The organism is Zhihengliuella salsuginis, assembly GCF_014651715.1.
Classification (GTDB): domain Bacteria; phylum Actinomycetota; class Actinomycetes; order Actinomycetales; family Micrococcaceae; genus Zhihengliuella; species Zhihengliuella salsuginis.
On the sequence record NZ_BMXK01000007.1, the window covers coordinates 166,517 to 183,592 of the forward strand.

The window sequence follows — 17,076 nt, forward strand, 5'->3', positions numbered from 1 at the left end:
GGCGCCCTCCCGGGGTCAGGCGCCGATGCCGATCGCGCTGCCGAAGAGCGCGTAGCCGACGAACCCCGCGGCGTCGAGAAGGGCGTGCGCGACGACGAGCGGCATCACGCGCGGCTGGCCGCGGTCCACCCCCCGCTGGTAGAGCCACCCGAACACGAGCCCCATGGCCACGTTCCCGAGGAACGGCCCGATCCCCTGGTACAGGTGGTAGCTGCCGCGCAGCAGGGCGGAGGCGACGATGATGCTCCACGCACCCCACGCCCCGCGTCCCCACCCGAGCCGGCGCAGGTGGTGGAACAGGAACCCCACCACGACGACCTCCTCGAGCACGCCGTGCCTGACGGCCGAGAGCAGCAGCACCGGGATCGTCCACCAGTGGTCGTCGAGGTTGGCGGGAACGATCGCGGTGGTCACGCCGAGTGCGCGTCCGGCCGCGTAGACGCCGAGCGTGCCCACGCCGATGGCGGCGAACAGCGCGGAGCCGACGCCGGCGTCGTACCCGATGCTGGCGGGCACCGAGCGGCCCGGGCGCCGCACCCCGAACCCGAGCGTCCGGAACGGGCTGCGCCCGGTGAGCGCGAACAGGAGATAGAGCGCGAGGGCGACCGGCACCAGGGCGAAGACGATGTCGAGCAGCTGGTAGGTCAGGTCGAAGCCGGGGCGCTCGGCGAGCGAGCGGTTCATGCTGGTGGTCTGGTCCCCGAGCGGGGCGCGCGTGAGCTTGTCGAGCAGGCTGACCACCGAGTAGACGGCGGACTGGCCGAGCGAGAGGCCCAGCACGAGGGCGATCTCGACCCGCAGCCGCACCCGTCCGGCTCGGGTGGGCACGGGTGCTGGTTCGAGGTTCGCTGTCCGGCTCATAGGATCGATGGTATGCGCGAGCCCTATGAGAGTGAGATCGCCCTCGCCGAGCGCCTGTACCCCGGGCCCGATTGGCGCGGCGGACGCGTGGCCGAAGGCGGGCAGTTCCACCTCGTCCTCGTCGCCGAGGGCCGTGCCGTGCTGCGCATGGCCCGCGACGCCGCCCAGGCCGCCGACCTCGTGCGCCGGACGGCGCTCGTCGACGCGCTCGCGGCGCAGCTGCCGTTCCCGGTTCCGCGCTCCCTCACCGGGGTCTGGTCCGCCACGGGGCCGGACGACGACGGCGCGCGCCGGGCGCAGCCGGACGACGGCGGGCCGGGCCGGGTGGTGCCGGCCGCCGTCGTGCAGGAATTCATCGACGGCGCGGCGCACGAGCCGCACACCGGCGACGCCGCCACGCTGCGGGAGCTCCTGGAGGCGCTGGCCGCCGTGGACATCGTGCCCCTGCGGCACCTGCTGGCGCCGCCCTTCGCGTACGGCGGCCCGTGGACCGAGTCCAAGGTCGCCGCGACGCTGGACGCCCTCGGCGGGCACGCACCCGACGCGGCCACCGGTGCCGCGGCGGTCGTGGACGCCGCACGCGTGCTCGCGGCGCTGCGGGAGTTCGACGACGTGCCCGCCTCGCTCGTGCACGGGGACCTGGCCGGGCACAACGTGCACTGGGTCGGCGGCCGAATCTCCGGGATCCTCGACTGGGACCTCGCCGCGGCCTGGGATCCCGCTCTCAACGTGGCCTACCTGGCGGCGTGGCACGGGCGGGATCTGGTCGGCGCGCTGGCGCGCGACGCCGACGAGGCGCGGCGGGCTCGCGTCTGGGACGGCGCGATGCGGCTCGAGGTCGTCTACAACGCGACGCTGCGCACCGACGCCCCGGACTGGCCGAAGCTGGTGCGCCAGGCCGCCCCGCGCCTGGAGGATGCGGCCGCCGCGATCTGAAGCCGAGCCTGCGCGCCGCAGCGATGACTGGCAAAAACAGAGCGTATTCAGCGGTTGAAGACCACTATTCTGACGGTCATCCGGTTCGCGGCACGGGATGGGCACCGTCTTGTCGCTCCGACACACAACGAGAGGCCCGCCTCCCGGCGTCCGGAAGTGCGGGCCCCTCGTGGAGCGCCGAGCGCGGGGCCGCCGTCAACAAGGCGGTCGCCGGCGGCGTGCGGGATCAGGAGAGCGCGGCGATGGCCGACTCGTAGTTCGGCTCCTCGGTGGTCTCGGCGACCTGCTCCGTGTAGACGACCTTGTGGTCGGCGTCGAGGACCACGACGGAGCGCGACTTGAGCCCGGTCAGCGGGCCGGTCTCGAACTCCACGCCGTAGTCGTCGCCGAAGGTGGAACGGAAGGTCGAGCCGGCCACGACGTTCTCGATGCCCTCGGCGCCGCAGAAGCGGGCCTGGGCGAACGGCAGGTCGGCGGAGACGCAGAGGACGACGGTGTTCTCCAGCTCGGCGGCGCGCTTGTTGAACTCGCGGACGCTGGCGGCGCAGGTTCCGGTGTCGACGCTCGGGAAGATGTTCAGGACCACGCGCTTGCCGGCGAAGTCGGAGGACTTCACGTCGGACAGGTCCGTGCCGGTCAGCGTGAATTCGGGAGCGGCGGAGCCCACTGCGGGGAGCTCGCCGACGGTCTGGATTTCGGAGCCTTGGAGGGTGATGGTAGCCATGGCTCATGTCTACCACGCGCGCTCCGAGCGGGGCCAACGGCGCCGCTGTGTGACACAGGCCGTAGGCTGGGAGGATGGCCGAGTCAGCAGAGCACATCATCCGCACCGCCGATCTCCCCGTCTCCGCCTGGCGCAACGGCCGGGGCAAGACCCGCGAGATCCTCGCCGGCGACAACCGCCGGTTGAGCCTCGCGCTCGTCGACCAACCGGGCGAGTTCTCCTCCTTCGACGGCTTCACCCGGGTCCAGACCGTCGTCGAGGGCGAGCTGCTGCTGCTCGAGGTCGACGGCCGCGAGCACGCCCTGGAGCAGTACCGCCCGTTCACGTACGACGGCGGCGCAGCCACCTCCGCGGCCCTGCCCACCGGTCCGGTGGTCGCCCTCAACGCTTTCGCCGGGGCCGGCGCCGAGGTGTTCGTGCTCATCCTCGAGCTCTCCAAGAAGCGGCCGCTGCCGCTCGTCGACGGCCAGTACGGCATGCTGCTCTCCGGCCACGGCCACCTGACCGCGGCCGACGGCGAGCAGACCCTCGCCGAGCTCGACGTCGTCGTGGGCTCCGCGTCCGCGGACACGGCGGTCGCCGGGCGCGGGTTCTTCGCCGTCGTGACCTTCCAGGACGCCTAGGACGCCGGGAGGACGCAGGACAGTCGGGGCCCGGCCGGGGACCTCCCCGGCCGGGCCCCTTTCTGCGTGCGCTGCCTCCTACGCGCGGGGGTCCACCCGCTCGCCGGCGCGGAACACGGCCTGCGTCAGCGGCATCCCCGGCCGGTAGGCCAGATGCGCCGCCGCCGGCGCGTTGAGCAGCTGCAGGTCCGCGCGCTTGCCGACCTCGACGCTGCCGACCGTGTCCTGCACGCCGAGCGCCAGCGCCCCGCCGAACGTCGCGGCCCGCACCGCCTCCGTCACGGTCAGGCCCATCTGCAGCACCGCGGTGCCGACGCAGTACGCCATCGAAGACGTATAGCTGGTGCCCGGGTTGCAGTTGGAGGCCAGCGCGATCTCCACGCCGGCGTCGAGCAGCTCGCGGCCCGGGGCGAGCGGCTGCCGCGTGGACAGGTCGCACGCCGGAAGGCACGTGGCCACGACGCCCGCGGTCCCCGTCGCGCCCGCCGCATCCCAGCCCGACCAGGTGCCGGCCAGCAGCTCGACGTCGGCGGGCTCGAGGTAGTTCACGTGGTCGACGCTCGACGCGGCGAACTCGACGGCGAGACGCACTCCGGGCCCCGGGCCCAGCTGGTTGCCGTGCACGCGCAGCCCGAGCCCGGCTTCGCGGCACGCGCTGAGCACGCGGCGGGACTGCTCCTCGTTGAAAGCGCCCCGCTCGCAGAAGACATCCGCGAACTGGGCGTACGGCTTCACGGCGTCGAGCATGTCGGTGCAGACCAGCTCGGTGTACTCGTCCGCGTCGGCCCCCGGCGGCACAAGGTGCGCGCCGAGGTACGTGACCTGGTCGGCCACGGAGGACGCGATGCGGGCGTGCCGGCGCTCCTCCTCCACGCTGAGCCCGTAGCCGGTCTTCGTCTCCAGGTACGTGGTCCCGCCCGCGGCGGCCTCGGCGACCCGGCCGAGCAGCAGCCGCGTCAACTCGTAGTCGTCGGCGGCGCGCGTGGCGTCCATCGTCACGGAGATCCCGCCGGCGGCGTAGGCCTCCCCCGCCATCCGGGCCTCGAATTCGGCCGACCGGTCGCCGGCGAAGATCAGGTGCGTGTGCGAGTCGACCCAGCCGGGCAGCGCGGCGCGGGAGCCGGCGTCGTGCGCCTCGTCCGCGGCCGGAGCGTCGGCGGCGGCGCCGATCCAGGCGAAGCGCCCGTCCTCGATCACGACGGCGGCGTCCGTCAGCACGCGCCGCTCCGGATCCTGGGTCGTCAGTTCGCCGATGTTGGTCACTAGCAGGCTCATGAGAACTCCGGATGGTCGGTGAAGAAGCGGGTGAAGAGGTCGGCCGGGTCGCCGAGGCGGGTGTGGATCCCGTCCCGGGCGAGCACCGTGCCGTTGATGCGCACCGACGCCACGTCGGCGGCGGTCGCGGTCAGGGGCAGCTGCGGCGGCCGGGAACCGGCGGTGCGCAGGCTGTCGGCGCGCACGTGCACGACGTCGTCGTTGTCGCAGAGGCCAAGGCTGGCGAGCCCGCCGGCGCGGGCGGCCGCGGAGATCTCCGCCGGGGAGAACCGGCCGCGGATGCCGGTGCGCAGGCGTTCGCCGTGCTCGAGGGCGCGCATCTCCAGGTAGGGGTCGACGACGGCGTGCTGGTCGGTGCCGAGCGCGATCACGGCGCCGGCGTCGGCGAGTTCGCGCGCCGGCCCGATGCCGTCGGCGAGGTCCGCCTCGGTGGTCGGGCACATGACGATCGCGCAGCCGGCCGACCCGAGCGCGGCGATATCCGCCGGCGTCAGGTGCGTCGCATGCACCGCCGACAGCCGCGGCGAGAGCAGGCCGTGGCGCTCGAGCAGGCCGGCGGGCGTGACGCCGTGCGCGGCGAGGCAGGCGGCGTTCTCGGCCGGCTGCTCGGAGAGGTGCACGTGCAGCGGCTCATCCTCCGGCAGCGCACCGGCGATGACCGCGAGCTCGGACGGCGGGACCGCGCGGACCGAGTGGATGGCCGCGCCGAGCGTGAACAGCCCGGTGCCGGCGTCCTCCTCGGCGAGCGCTGCGCGCAGCGACTCGTGCCGGCGCAGCCATCCGGCGGCGTCGCCGTCGCTGAAGCGGGCCTGGGTCTCGTTGAGGTCGAGCTGCCGCCCGTCGGCGTCGAGGCCGCCGGAGAGGTAGCAGGTATCCAGGAGCACGAGGCGGATGCCGGCCGACGCCGCGGCCCGGGCGAGCGCCCGCTCCATGTCGTGGTCCGGGTAGCGTTCTCCGCCGGGGCGGTGGTGCAGGTAGTGGAACTCGCCGACGGCGGTCCACCCGGAGACGACCATCTCCGCGAACAGCGCGGTGGCGAGCTGCTCGTAGCCGTCCGGGTCCAGGGACTCGGCTGCGGCGTACATCTGCTCGCGCCAGGTCCAGAAGTCGCCGGCTCCCCCGGCCGCACCCTCGTGGGTGCGCCCGCGCAGGATGCGGTGGAAGGCGTGGGAGTGGGCGTTGACCGGCCCCGGGACCTCGACCGTCGCGCCGCTCACAGCAGGTCCCCCAGCGCATCGGCGAGGGCGGCCGTGCCGGTGGCGGCGTCATCGTCCTCGACGTACTCCTCCGGCGAGTGGCTGATACCGGAGGGGTTGCGGACGAACAGCATGCCGGTGGGCACCTCGGAGGCGAGGACGCCGGCGTCGTGCCCGGCGCCGGTGGCCAGGGCCGGGGTCCCCGGCACGGTGCGGGCCGCGGAGGCCGTCAGGGCCCGGGTCAGCGAGGCGTCGAAGTGCACGGTGGCCGACAGCGACTCCTCGGTCAGCTCGGCGGCGCAGCCCTCGAGGGCTGCGATCTGCTGCGCCTGCTCGAGGATCCGCGTCACGAGGGCGGCGGTGACCGCGTCGTCCGGGTGGCGGACGTCGATCCAGAGGTCGACGCGCGAGGCGATGACGTTGGTTCCGCCGGGCACGGGCTCGAGCCGGCCGACCGTGGCGCGGGCGCCCGGCTGGGCGGCGCCGATCGACCTGATCGCGAGGACCGCCTGCGAGGCGGCGATCATGGGGTCGGCGCGGTCGGTCATCAGCGTGGTGCCGGCGTGGTTGCCCTGCCCGGTGAAGGACAGGCGCCAGCGGCCGTGCCCGAGGATCGACGACGCGACGGCGACGGCGGGACCGCGCCCGGCGGCATCCGTGTAGTCCTCGGTGTTCAGGCCGCGGCCCTGTTCGACGTGCAGCTCGACGAAGTCCCCGATGCGGGACAGTGCCAGCTCGTCGCGGCCCATCGCGTCCGGGTCGAGCCCGTGGGCGCGGGAGGCGTCGGCGAAGGTCGTGCCGCGCTCGTCCGTCAGGTTCAGGGCGCGCACCGGGTCGATCGCCCCGGTCAGCAGGCGGGAGCCCAGGCAGGCCACGCCGAAGGCCGAGCCCTCCTCCTCGGGGAAGACGGCGATCGCGAACGCACGCTTGCGCGCCAGCGTGCCGGCGGCCTCGCGCATCTTCAGCACGTCGAAGGCCGCGAGGGCGGAGGCGACGCCGAGCGGGCCGTCGAACGGGCCGCCGCCGGGCACCGAGTCCAGGTGCGAACCGGTGACCAGCGCGCCGGCGCGCGGATCCGCACCGGCGGGGGCGCCGCCGTCGTGCCGGTCGGGAAGGTCCCACCAGGCCCAGATGATGCCGTTGGAGTCGCGCTCGACGGCGAGGCCGCGGGCCGTGGCCTCGGCGACGAACCACTCGCGCAGTTCGAGCTCGGCGGTCGAGTAGACGGGGCGCGAGTATCCGCCGCGGCGGGCGTCGCGGCCCGTGCCGGCGATCGCCGACATGAGGGAGTTGACGGTGGCGAAGCGCTGGGCCTCGCCCGTGAGGGGTTCTGTCATGTCGTTACCTTCCAACCATGAGGTAGGCGGCGGGCGTGGCGAGGATGAGGGTCAGGGCCACGCGCTGGGCCCAGATCACCACCATCTGCCACAGCTTGAGCGGGATGCGCGTGGCCAGGATGCAGGGCACGAGCGCGGAGAAGAAGATGATCGCCGAGACGCAGACCACGCCGATCACGAGGCGCAGCAGCTCCGACGGGTGCCCGGCCACGACGGTGGCCGGCAGGAACATCTCGGCGATCCCGACGGCGGAGGCCTTGGCCGCCAGCATGGGGTCCGGCAGCTGCAGGGCCCACGTGATCGGGAAGAAGACGTAGCCGAGCCAGTCGAAGACCGGGGTGTAGCGGGCCAGGACCAGGCCGATCAGGCCCACCGACAGGATCGACGGCAGGATCGCCATCGCCATCAGGACGCCGTCCTTGAAGTTGTCCCAGACGTTGCGGCCGAGGCCGGGCGCCTTGGCCAGCACGCCGCGGGCCTCGGACCAGGCGGCCGCGAAGCGACGCGTCGTCACCTGCTTCTCCGGCTTCGGCTCGGCGCCCTCGAAGCAGTCGTCGGGGATGCGGCTGAGCGGCGGGATCCGGACCGTGATCGCGGTGACCGCGAAGGTCACGGCGAACGTCAGCAGGAAGTACGGCAGCCACATGTGCATGAGGTCGAGCGTCTTGGCGACGATCAGCATGAACGTCACCGAAACCGTCGAGAACCCGGTGGCGATGATCGCCGCATCCCGGGCCGTGTAGCGGCCGGACTGGTAGACCCGGTTCGTGATCAGCAGCCCGAGCGAGTAGCTGCCCACGAAGGAGGCCACGGCGTCGATCGCCGAGCGCCCGGGGGTCCGCCACACCGGCCGCATGATCGGCTGCAGCATCACGCCGACGAACTCCATGAGGCCGTAGCCGACCAGGAGCGCCAGGAAGATCGCGCCGATCGGGACGATCAGCCCGACCGGGACCACCAGCTTGTCGAACAGGAACGGCCCCAGATCCGGCTCGAACAGCCACCCCGGGCCGACGCCGAAGACGAGCGCGAGGCCGGCCGCCAGGCCCACGATGTTCAGGAACGAGAACACCCGCTTCAGCGGCGACTCGCGCCAGCGGCCCGTCGCGAACGGGTACACGGTGCCCGCCGCGATGAGGGCGAGCGCCACGTACTTCACGGCCCCGCCCAGCAGCGTCGCCACGAGCGTGACCAGGTGGTCGAGCGGAATGGTCTTCGTCCAGGCGATGGTGACGGGGACGAAGAACATGAACAGGCCGATCGCGCTGTAGAGGAAGAAGCGCCAGAGGCCGCGCGTGGCCGCGGGGGCGGACGTCGTCGTCCGGGGTGTCTGCTCCATCGGGATCGCCCTACTCGGCCATCGGGACGCGGACGCCGCGCTCGGCGGCGACCTCGGCGGCCCGGTCGTAGCCGGCGTCGACGTGGCGGATGACGCCCATGCCCGGGTCGTTGGTCAGCAGGGCCTCGAGCTTGGCGGCGGCGAGCTCGGTGCCGTCGGCGACGGAGACCTGGCCGGCGTGGATGGAGCGGCCGATGCCGACGCCGCCGCCGTGGTGGATCGAGACCCATGTGGCGCCCGAGGAGGCGGCGGTCAGGGCGTTGAGCAGGGGCCAGTCGGCGATCGCGTCGGAGCCGTCGGCCATGGCCTCGGTCTCGCGGTACGGGCTGGCGACGGAGCCGGAGTCGAGGTGGTCGCGGCCGATCACGATCGGCGCGGAGACCTTGCCCTCGGCGACGAGGCGGTTGAACAGGAGGCCGGCCTTGGCGCGGTCGCCGTAGCCGAGCCAGCAGATGCGGGCCGGCAGGCCCTCGAACTCGACGCGCTCGGCGGCGGCGTCGAGCCACTTGTGCAGGTGGGCGTTCTCGGGGAAGAGCTCCTTGAGCGCCTCGTCGGTGACGCGGATGTCCTCCGGGTCGCCGGAGAGGGCCACCCAGCGGAACGGGCCGAGCCCCTCGCAGAACAGGGGGCGGATGTAGGCCGGGACGAAGCCGGGGAACTCGAAGGCGCGGTCGTAGCCGCCCTTGCGGGCCTCGTCGCGGATCGAGTTGCCGTAGTCGAACACCTCGGCGCCGGCGTCCTGGAACTCCACCATGGCCTTGACGTGCTTGGCCATGGACTCCTGCGACTTCGCGGTGAAGCCCTCCGGGTCGGCGGCGGAGGCGGTGTGCCATTCCTCGACGCTGATGCCCTCCGGCAGGTAGGACAGCGGATCGTGCGCGGAGGTCTGGTCGGTGACGACGTCGATCGTCAGCTCCCCGGCGGTGTGGCGGCGCAGCAGCTCGCCGAAGACCTCGGCGGCGTTGCCGACGTAGCCGACGGACCAGCCGCGGCGCTCGGCCTTGGCCTGGTTCACCTTGGCGATGGCGGCGTCGAGGTCCGTCTCGACCTCGTCCAAGTAGCGCTTGCCGACGCGGCGGCGCAGCCGGGTCTCGTCGACGTCGACGATGAGGCAGGCGCCGTCGTTCAGGGTGACGGCGAGCGGCTGGGCGCCGCCCATGCCGCCGCAGCCGCCGGTGAGCGTCAGCGTGCCGGCGAGCGGCCCCTCCTCGCCGGTGGACGCGGCGATGCGGCCCTCGGCCTGGAGCTTGCGGCCGACGGCGGCGAAGGTCTCGTACGTGCCCTGCAGGATGCCCTGGGTGCCGATGTAGATCCAGGACCCGGCCGTCATCTGGCCGTACATCATCAGCTCCTCGGCCTCGAGCTTGCGGAACTCGGGCCAGGTGGCCCAGTCGCCGACGAGGTTGGAGTTGGCGATCAGCACGCGCGGGGCCCACTTGTTGGTGGTGAACACGCCGACGGGCTTGCCGGACTGCACGAGCAGGGTCTCGTTGTCCTCGAGGTTCTCGAGCGTGCGGGTGATGGCGTCGTACGCCTCCCACGAGCGGGCGGCGCGGCCCGTGCCGCCGTAGACCACGAGGTCCTCCGGCCGCTCGGCGACCTCGGGGTCGAGGTTGTTCATCAGCATGCGCAGCGGCGCCTCGGTCTGCCACGACTTGGCGGTGATCTCCGTCCCGCGCGCGGCGCGGATGCTGCGGGAGGGGTCGTGCTGGGTGAAGGTGCTCATGCGGTGTTCTCCTTGGTCGCGGCGTCAGCGGCGCTGGCCGGGGTCTGTTCTGTCGTGAGTAGGTGTGCGGCCTCGTGCGCCACGCGGGCGCCGATCGAGGCGGTGATCTCTTCGGTGATGCGGTAGGTCGGAACGACGACGGACAGGGCCGCGACGACGCGGTCGTCCCCCGCCGTTCCCACCGTGACGGGCGCGGCGATCGCCGTGACGTCCTTCTCGACGCCGCGGTCGACGACGACGTAGCCGGCCGCCGGGGTGGCCCCGCGCAAGACGGCTCCGACGGCGGTCCGGTCCAGCGGGATGCTGCGACCGACCCAGGAGGCGTGGCGCACCGAGTGGGTGCCCTCCTCGACCGCGATGTAGATGCTGTGCTCCTCGGCGGTCCCGCCGGCGGCGGGGACGCTGAGGTACGCCGACTCCCCCGTTGTCGCGACGAGCCGGCGCAGCGGCTCGACCGCGAGCGAGACGAGCGATTCGTGGCTGAGCGCCTGGGCGCCCAGCTGGACGATGCGCATCCCCGGCCGGTAGCCGGCATCGTCCTGCCGGCGGACGAATCCGCTGGCCTCCAGGGTGCGCAGCAGGCGCAGGGCGGTGGAGGCGGAGAGGCCCGTCTCGCGGGCGGCCTCGGCAAGGCTGAGGTTCCCGGAGTCGCAGACGGCGCCGAGCAGCGCGAGCGCCCGATCAACGGTGCGGGTCCCGGATTCAGCCATGGTGCGTCCTCGTTCTCGTCGTGCGAAAGTGGTCCGTAGAACCGCCCGGTCTTGCCACCGGGCGAAATCTACGTTTCACTTATTGAAACGTGAATCTCGCCACTTGGCAAGACTTGGACGTCGACGCCCCACCCGAAAGGACCCATGATGACCGCATCGATCCCCCTGACTCCCGCACCGCTCTCCCCCGAGGACGTCGTGGCGGTCGCCCGTCACGGCGCGAAGATCGAGATCTCCGCAGAGTCCTCGGCCGCGATGTCCGCCTCGCGCCAGGTCATCGACGACCTCGCGCACGACACCCGCCCGCACTACGGCGTCTCCACCGGCTTCGGCGCCCTGGCCACCAAGCAGATCCCGGGCGAGCTGCGCGCCCAGCTGCAGCGCTCCCTCATCCGCTCCCACGCGGCCTCGTCGGGGGCCGAGGTCGACCGCGAGATCGTGCGCGGGCTCATGCTCAACCGCCTGCACACCATGGCCACCGGCCGCACGGGCGTCCGCCCCGAGGTCGCCCAGGCCTACGCCGCCGTGCTGAACGCGGGCATCACACCCGTCGTCGGCGAGTACGGGTCGCTCGGCTGCTCGGGGGACCTGGCACCGCTCTCGCACTGCGCTCTCGCCGTCATGGGCGAGGGGAAGGTGCGCAACGCCGCCGGCGAGCTCGTCGACGCCGCCGACGCGCTGTCCGCGGCCGGCATCACCCCGGTGGTCCTGGCCGAGAAGGAGGGCCTGGCCCTGATCAACGGCACCGACGGGATGCTCGGAATGCTCCTGCTCGCCGCCGAGGACCTGCACCGCCTCGTCTCGACGGCCGACCTGGCCGGCGCGATGAGCGTCGAGGGCCTGCTCGGCACGGACGGCGTCTTCGCCGAGGACCTGCACGCCCTGCGCCCGCAGCCCGGACAGCTCGATTCCGCGGCCAACATGCGCGCCGTCCTGGCCGGTTCGCCCCTCATCAAGGAGCAGAAGGACGGCGCCCACGCCTTCACCCGCGTCCAGGACGCGTACTCGCTGCGCTGCGCCCCGCAGGTCCACGGCGCCGTGCGCGCGACACTGGCGCACGCGGAGTCGGTCGCCGGGTACGAGCTCTCCTCCGCCGTCGACAACCCGGTGGTCACCGCGGACGGCCGCGTCGAGTCCAACGGCAACTTCCACGGCGCCCCGGTCGGCTACGTCCTCGACTTCCTGGCCATCGCGACGGCGGACCTCGCCTCGATCTCCGAGCGCCGCACCGACCGCTTCCTGGACAAGGCCCGCAGCCACGGCCTCAACGCCTTCCTCGCCGACGACCCGGGAGTCGACTCCGGCCACATGATCGCCCAGTACACGCAGGCCGGCATCGTCTCCGAGCTCAAGCGCCTGGCCAACCCGGCCTCCGTCGACTCGATCCCGAGCTCGGCCATGCAGGAGGACCACGTGTCCATGGGCTGGGCCGCCGGGATGAAGCTGCGCCGCAGCATCGACGGGCTCACGCGCGTTCTCGCGATCGAGCTGCTCACGAGCGCCCGCGCCCTCGACATGCGCGACGGCGGCGTCGCCACGAGCGGGTCCTCCCCGGTCATCACCGCGGTGCGGACCGCCATCCGCCAGGTGGTCGAGGGCCCGGGCACGGACCGCTACCTCGCGCCGGAGATCGAGGCGGTCCGCCGCCTCGTCGACGACGGGACCCTGCTGGCCGCGGCGAACTCGGCGGCGCCGGCACCCCTGATCTGACCGGAGGGCCTTCCGGCACCGCGTCGCGGATATACTCGGCGGTAGTTCATCTGATGAACGTCCCCGCATCCACGATCGGAAGACGACTCCGTTGCAGTTTCTCGCACGCCTGAGCCTCAAGAACCGCGCGGTGGTCGCGCTCCTCACCCTCGTGGTCGCCGCCGGCGGCCTGTTCTCGATGGCCTCCCTCAAGCAGGAGCTCATCCCCGACATCGAGTTCCCGCAGACCACGGTCATGACCACGTCGCCGGGCGCGAGCCCGGCGGTGGTGGACGAGCAGATCGCCCAGCCGCTCGCCGGCGCCTTCGAGAACGTCTCCGGGGTCGAGTCCGTGACGAGCTCGTCCTCGCCGTCGCTGGCGATGATCACCGTCGCCTCGGAGTACGGCGAGGACCAGTCGCGCATCGAGGCCGACCTGCGCAAGGCGATCGACTCGGTCGCCGAGGAGCTGCCGGAGGGGGCGGAGCCGCAACTGATGGCCGGGTCGGTCGCCGACATCCCGGCCGTCATGCTGACGGTCTCCTCCGAGGCGGGCGCCGAGGACCTCTCCCGCGAGCTGCACGACTCGTTCGTGCCGGAGCTGTCGCAGCTCGACGGCGTCCGGGAGGTCTCCGTCTCCGGCGGCGCGACCGAGCGCATCACCATCACCCCGGACGACGGCGCGCTCGCCGCCGCCGGCCTGTCCGCGCAGGCGTTCTCCGACGCGCTGGAGGCCAACGGCCAGGCCCTGCCCGCGGGCTCCGTGCTCATCGACGACGAGAACGTCTCGGTCACCGCCGGGCAGGCGGTCGAGACCCTCGACGCGCTGCGTTCCCTGCCGCTCATGCCCTCGGCGGAGTCCCCCGGGGCCCCGCCGGCGCCGGGCCCGGCCGTGACCATCGACGACGTCGCCGACGTGGCGATCGACACCGAGGCCGCCGAGTCCATCACGCGCACCAACGGCGAGCCCAGCATCTCGGTGACGATCACGAAGACGCCGGACGCCGACGTCGTGCGCCTCTCCCACGCGGTCTCCGAGGCGCTGCCGGGGGCCACCGCGGCGCTCGAGGCCGGCCTGGAGGCCGAGGCCGAGTCGACCGTCATCTTCGACCAGGCGCCCTTCGTCGAGGAGTCGATCGAGCACCTGGCGCTCGAGGGCGCGCTGGGGCTCCTGTTCGCCGTCGTGGTGATCATGCTGTTCCTCTTCTCGCTGCGGGCGACGATCGTCACCGCCATCTCCATCCCGCTCTCCGTGCTGGTCACGTTCGCGGGCCTCTACATCAGCAACTACACGCTGAACATGCTCACGCTCGGCGCGCTGACCATCTCGGTCGGCCGCGTGGTCGACGACTCGATCGTGGTCATCGAGAACATCAAGCGGCACCTCTCCTACGGCGAGCGGAAGTCGGCCGCGATCTTCACGGCCGTGCGCGAGGTGGCCGGCGCGATCACGTCCTCGACGCTGGCGACCGTCGTCGTGTTCCTGCCGATCGTGTTCGTCTCCGACGCCGTCGGCGAGCTGTTCCGGCCGTTCTCGCTCACCGTGACCATCGCGATGCTCTCCTCGCTGCTGGTCGCGCTGACCATCGTCCCGGTGCTCGCCTACTGGTTCATGAAGGCCCCGACGGGCGAGATCGACGCGGACGCGGTCCGCCGCGAGGCCGAGGCGAAGGAGTCCGGCTCGCGGCTCCAGCGCGCGTACGTCCCGCTGCTGCGCCGCACCCAGCGCCACCCCGTGATCACCTTGATCGCGGCGGTCGTCATCCTCATCGGCACCGGCGCCATGGTCCCGGCCCTGAAGGTCGACTTCCTCGGCAGCACCGGCTCGAACTCCGTCATGGTCAACCAGGACTTCGAGGCCTCCGCCTCCCTGGAGGCCATCTCCGACGAAGCCGAGGCGACCGAGCACGCCCTGCTCGGGGTCGACGGCGTCGAGTCCGTCCTGTTGACGGTCGGCGGCGACGGCTTCAGCCGCGACTCCTCGTCGGGGCTGTTCATGGTCACCACCGACGCCGGACGGGACCAGGCCGCGGTCCGCGACGCGCTCGAGGCATCGGTCTCCGACCTGGAATCGGCGGACGCGATCAGCTTCGGCGAGAGCACCTCGGTCGGGGCGACCACGGTAGACGTGGAGCTGACCTCCGGCGACGGCGAGGCCCTCGCCGAGGCGTCGGGCACCGTGCTCGACGCGCTCGAGGGGACGCCGCACGCGGACGCGCCGGTGTCCGACCTGGCGGCCACTCAGCCCTCGCTCGTGGTCGAGGTGGACCGCGGCGCCGCCGCCGAGGCGGGCCTGACGGAGATGCAGGTTGCCGGGCTAGTGGCCGCCGCGGGCAACGAGCGCTCGATCGGCGAGCTGCGCATCAGCGACCGCAACCTCTCCGTCTACGTCGCCGGCGGCGAGACCTACGGCTCGCCCGAGGAGCTGCGCGAGCTCCGGATCCCGACGGCGGCCGGCCTGCTCGCGCTCGACGACGTCGCCGACGTCGAGACCGTCGACGTGCAGGACACGATCACCCGCGCCGGCGCCGACCGGGTCGCCACGGTCTCCCTCTCCCCCGAGGAAGGCCAGTTGGGCGCCGTGACGGCGGAGATCACCGAGCGTCTGGAGTCCGCTGATCTGCCGGCCGACGTCGACTTCGAGATCGGCGGAGCCTCCGCCCAGCAGGCGGACTCCTTCCAGCAGCTGGGCCTGGCGATGCTCGCGGCGATCGCGATCGTCTACATCCTGCTGGTCGCGACCTTCAAGTCGCTCATGCAGCCGCTCATCCTGCTCATCTCGGTACCGTTCGCCGCGACGGGCGCAGTCCTGCTCATGCTGCTCACGGGGCGCCCGCTCGCGGTCGCCTCGCTGATCGGCATGCTGATGCTCATCGGCATCGTGGTGACGAACGCGATCGTGCTGATCGACCTGGTCAACCAGTACCGCCGCGACGGGCAGCCCCTCGCCGACGCCGTCGAGAACGGCGCCCGCCAGCGCCTGCGCCCGATCCTCATGACGGCGCTGGCGACGATCTGCGCGCTCCTGCCGATGGCGCTCGGCGTCACCGGATCGAGCGGGTTCATCTCCCGGGACCTGGCGATCGTGGTCATCGGCGGCCTGGTCTCCTCGACGGTGCTTACGCTGATCCTGGTCCCGGTGTTCTACCGCCTCTTCGAGGCGCGCAAGGAGCGCAGGCGCCCCGCCGCCGACCGCGAACCGGAGACCGGCCTGATCGACCTCATCGCCGCCGGCCAGCCGCTGCCGAGCCGCCGGGCGCTGCGCGCGCAGCGGGAGGGCGACGCGTAACGCGCGCGGGCCGTCGTCGCCCGCGGCGACGGCGTGGGCACGGGTAGTCTGTGGGCATGCCGTCCGTCGAATCCCTGGCCGCCTTCTCGCTGGCCTCGCTGCTGCTGATCCTGCTGCCCGGCCCGTCCGTCCTGTTCGTGATCGGCCGCTCGCTGGCGCACGGCCACCGCGGCGGGCTGCTCAGCGTCCTCGGCAACGAGCTCGGCGCCCTCCCGCTCCTCGTCGCGGTGGCCTTCGGCCTCGGTGCGATCGTGGCCGAATCGGTCCTGCTCTTCACGATCGTCAAGCTGCTCGGCGCCGCCTACCTCGTCTACCTCGGGATCCAGACCATCCGCCACCGCGGCGCGGGTCTCGGCCAGTCGGCCGGCGGCGCCGTCCACGAGGACGCGGCGCCCTGGGTGACGCTCCGTCAGGGGTTCGTCGTGGGCGTCTCCAACCCGAAGACCACCGTGTTCTTCGTGGCGGTGCTCCCCCAGTTCGTGAATTTCCACGCGGGCAGCGTCCCGCTCCAGATGCTCGTGCTCGGGCTCGCCTTCGTGGTCATCGCCCTGGTCTGCGACAGCACGTGGGCGATCGCCGCCGGCGCCGCGCGCCACTGGTTCGCCTCCTCGCCGAAGCGCCTGTCCGCCATCCGCGCCAGCGGCGGCGGGATGATGGTCGGCCTGGGCGGCGCGCTCGCCCTCACCGGCTCAAAGGCCTGAGACCGCGACGTCGTCCCACACGCGGCGCCACTTGTCCGCGAGCGAATCGATGGTCTCGTGGGCGTTCAGTCCGCTGGGCTGCGGCACCACCCACAGCACGACGCCGGGCGGCCACCCGACAAGCATCTTCGTGTCCTGGCGCCCCAACGTGGCCCGCGGCTGGCCGAACGCGGCGCGAAACGCGGTGATCCCCGCGATCGCGACGACGCGTGGCCGCAGCTGACTCACCCGTTCGACCAGGCGCCGCCCCGCCGCCTGCAGCTCATCGCGGGTGAGCTCGTCGGCCCGCACGGTCGCGCGCCCCACGAGGTTGGTCAGGCCGATGCCGCGCCCCAGCAGCTGGTCCTCGTCGCCGGCGGAGAGCCCGCGCGAGGCGTCGACCACGTCGTCGGTCAGGCCTGCGCGGTGCAGGGACGGCCAGAACCGGTTGCCGGGCCGGGCGAAGGGCGCGTTCACGGCCGCGGTCCACAGGCCGGGATTGATGCCGACGATCAGCAGGCGCAGGCCGGCGGGATCCGCCGGCAGGATGTCGTCGAGCACGTCCGGGGCGCCGGTGGCGAACCCGGCGAGCTCGTCCCGTCGCGGCCGTCGGCCGCCGAGGGGCGAGGGGCGGCGCGGCTTTCCCCGCGTCGATTCGGACATGGTTGGCCCCTCCGTTCCCTGTCATCCA

The 17,076-nt window shown here is 72.7% G+C and carries 14 protein-coding genes; 5 read left to right on the top strand and 9 right to left on the bottom strand.

Features of this window, described 5'->3' with window-relative positions:
• Positions 1–15: 15 nt before the first annotated feature.
• Positions 16–861 carry a CPBP family intramembrane glutamic endopeptidase gene (locus tag IE069_RS09580; RefSeq protein WP_189349907.1) on the bottom strand — a complete coding sequence of 282 codons (846 nt, stop codon included), beginning with the start codon at positions 859–861 and terminating at the stop codon, positions 16–18.
• Positions 862–873: 12 nt separating this feature from the next.
• Here IE069_RS09580 and IE069_RS09585 point away from each other — a divergent pair, with 12 nt between their 5' ends.
• Positions 874–1,797, top strand: a complete 924-nt coding sequence (locus IE069_RS09585) for a phosphotransferase family protein (RefSeq protein ID WP_189349908.1) — start codon at positions 874–876, stop codon at positions 1,795–1,797.
• Between the two features lie 226 nt (positions 1,798–2,023).
• On the opposite strand, the gene tpx is transcribed toward IE069_RS09585, so the two are convergent.
• Positions 2,024–2,521, bottom strand: coding sequence for a thiol peroxidase (tpx, locus tag IE069_RS09590; RefSeq protein WP_189349909.1), 498 nt, complete (start codon positions 2,519–2,521; stop codon positions 2,024–2,026).
• Positions 2,522–2,595: 74 nt separating this feature from the next.
• Between tpx and IE069_RS09595 the strand changes: the two genes are divergently transcribed.
• Positions 2,596–3,144 carry a HutD/Ves family protein gene (locus tag IE069_RS09595; RefSeq protein ID WP_189349910.1) on the top strand — a complete coding sequence of 183 codons (549 nt, stop codon included), beginning with the start codon at positions 2,596–2,598 and terminating at the stop codon, positions 3,142–3,144.
• Between the two features lie 78 nt (positions 3,145–3,222).
• Here the strand turns inward: IE069_RS09595 and hutI are convergent, their stop codons facing one another.
• The 6 genes from hutI to IE069_RS09625 are packed head-to-tail and all read right to left on the bottom strand — an operon-like array spanning position 3,223 to position 10,727.
• Complete coding sequence (gene hutI / locus IE069_RS09600; protein WP_189349911.1) at positions 3,223–4,419, bottom strand: imidazolonepropionase; 1,197 nt, start codon at positions 4,417–4,419, stop codon at positions 3,223–3,225.
• Positions 4,416–5,636: a formimidoylglutamate deiminase gene (locus IE069_RS09605; RefSeq protein ID WP_189349912.1), complete on the bottom strand. Its 1,221-nt coding sequence runs from the start codon at positions 5,634–5,636 to the stop codon at positions 4,416–4,418. Before IE069_RS09605 ends, hutI begins: the two co-directional genes overlap by 4 nt.
• Positions 5,633–6,952, bottom strand: a complete 1,320-nt coding sequence (locus IE069_RS09610) for an allantoate amidohydrolase (protein ID WP_189349913.1) — start codon at positions 6,950–6,952, stop codon at positions 5,633–5,635. The genes IE069_RS09605 and IE069_RS09610 overlap by 4 nt, the downstream gene beginning before the upstream one ends.
• 4 nt (positions 6,953–6,956) lie before the next feature.
• Positions 6,957–8,291 carry a YjiH family protein gene (locus IE069_RS09615; RefSeq protein ID WP_189349914.1) on the bottom strand — a complete coding sequence of 445 codons (1,335 nt, stop codon included), beginning with the start codon at positions 8,289–8,291 and terminating at the stop codon, positions 6,957–6,959.
• 10 nt (positions 8,292–8,301) lie between these two features.
• Positions 8,302–10,017: a urocanate hydratase gene (gene hutU / locus IE069_RS09620; protein WP_189349915.1), complete on the bottom strand. Its 1,716-nt coding sequence runs from the start codon at positions 10,015–10,017 to the stop codon at positions 8,302–8,304.
• Complete coding sequence (locus IE069_RS09625) at positions 10,014–10,727, bottom strand: IclR family transcriptional regulator (protein WP_189349916.1); 714 nt, start codon at positions 10,725–10,727, stop codon at positions 10,014–10,016. Before IE069_RS09625 ends, hutU begins: the two co-directional genes overlap by 4 nt.
• Positions 10,728–10,871: 144 nt before the next feature.
• Here IE069_RS09625 and hutH point away from each other — a divergent pair, with 144 nt between their 5' ends.
• The 3 genes from hutH (at position 10,872) to IE069_RS09640 (ending at position 16,406) form a co-directional block, all read left to right on the top strand.
• Positions 10,872–12,437, top strand: coding sequence for a histidine ammonia-lyase (gene hutH, locus IE069_RS09630; RefSeq protein ID WP_373287809.1), 1,566 nt, complete (start codon positions 10,872–10,874; stop codon positions 12,435–12,437).
• Positions 12,438–12,528: 91 nt separating this feature from the next.
• Complete coding sequence (locus tag IE069_RS09635; RefSeq protein ID WP_189349919.1) at positions 12,529–15,705, top strand: efflux RND transporter permease subunit; 3,177 nt, start codon at positions 12,529–12,531, stop codon at positions 15,703–15,705.
• Positions 15,706–15,761: 56 nt separating this feature from the next.
• Positions 15,762–16,406 carry a LysE family translocator gene (locus tag IE069_RS09640; RefSeq protein ID WP_189349921.1) on the top strand — a complete coding sequence of 215 codons (645 nt, stop codon included), beginning with the start codon at positions 15,762–15,764 and terminating at the stop codon, positions 16,404–16,406.
• Here the strand turns inward: IE069_RS09640 and IE069_RS09645 are convergent.
• Positions 16,395–17,048, bottom strand: a complete 654-nt coding sequence (locus tag IE069_RS09645) for a mismatch-specific DNA-glycosylase (RefSeq protein WP_189349923.1) — start codon at positions 17,046–17,048, stop codon at positions 16,395–16,397. The genes IE069_RS09640 and IE069_RS09645 overlap by 12 nt on opposite strands.
• Between the last annotated feature and the right edge of the window lie 28 nt (positions 17,049–17,076).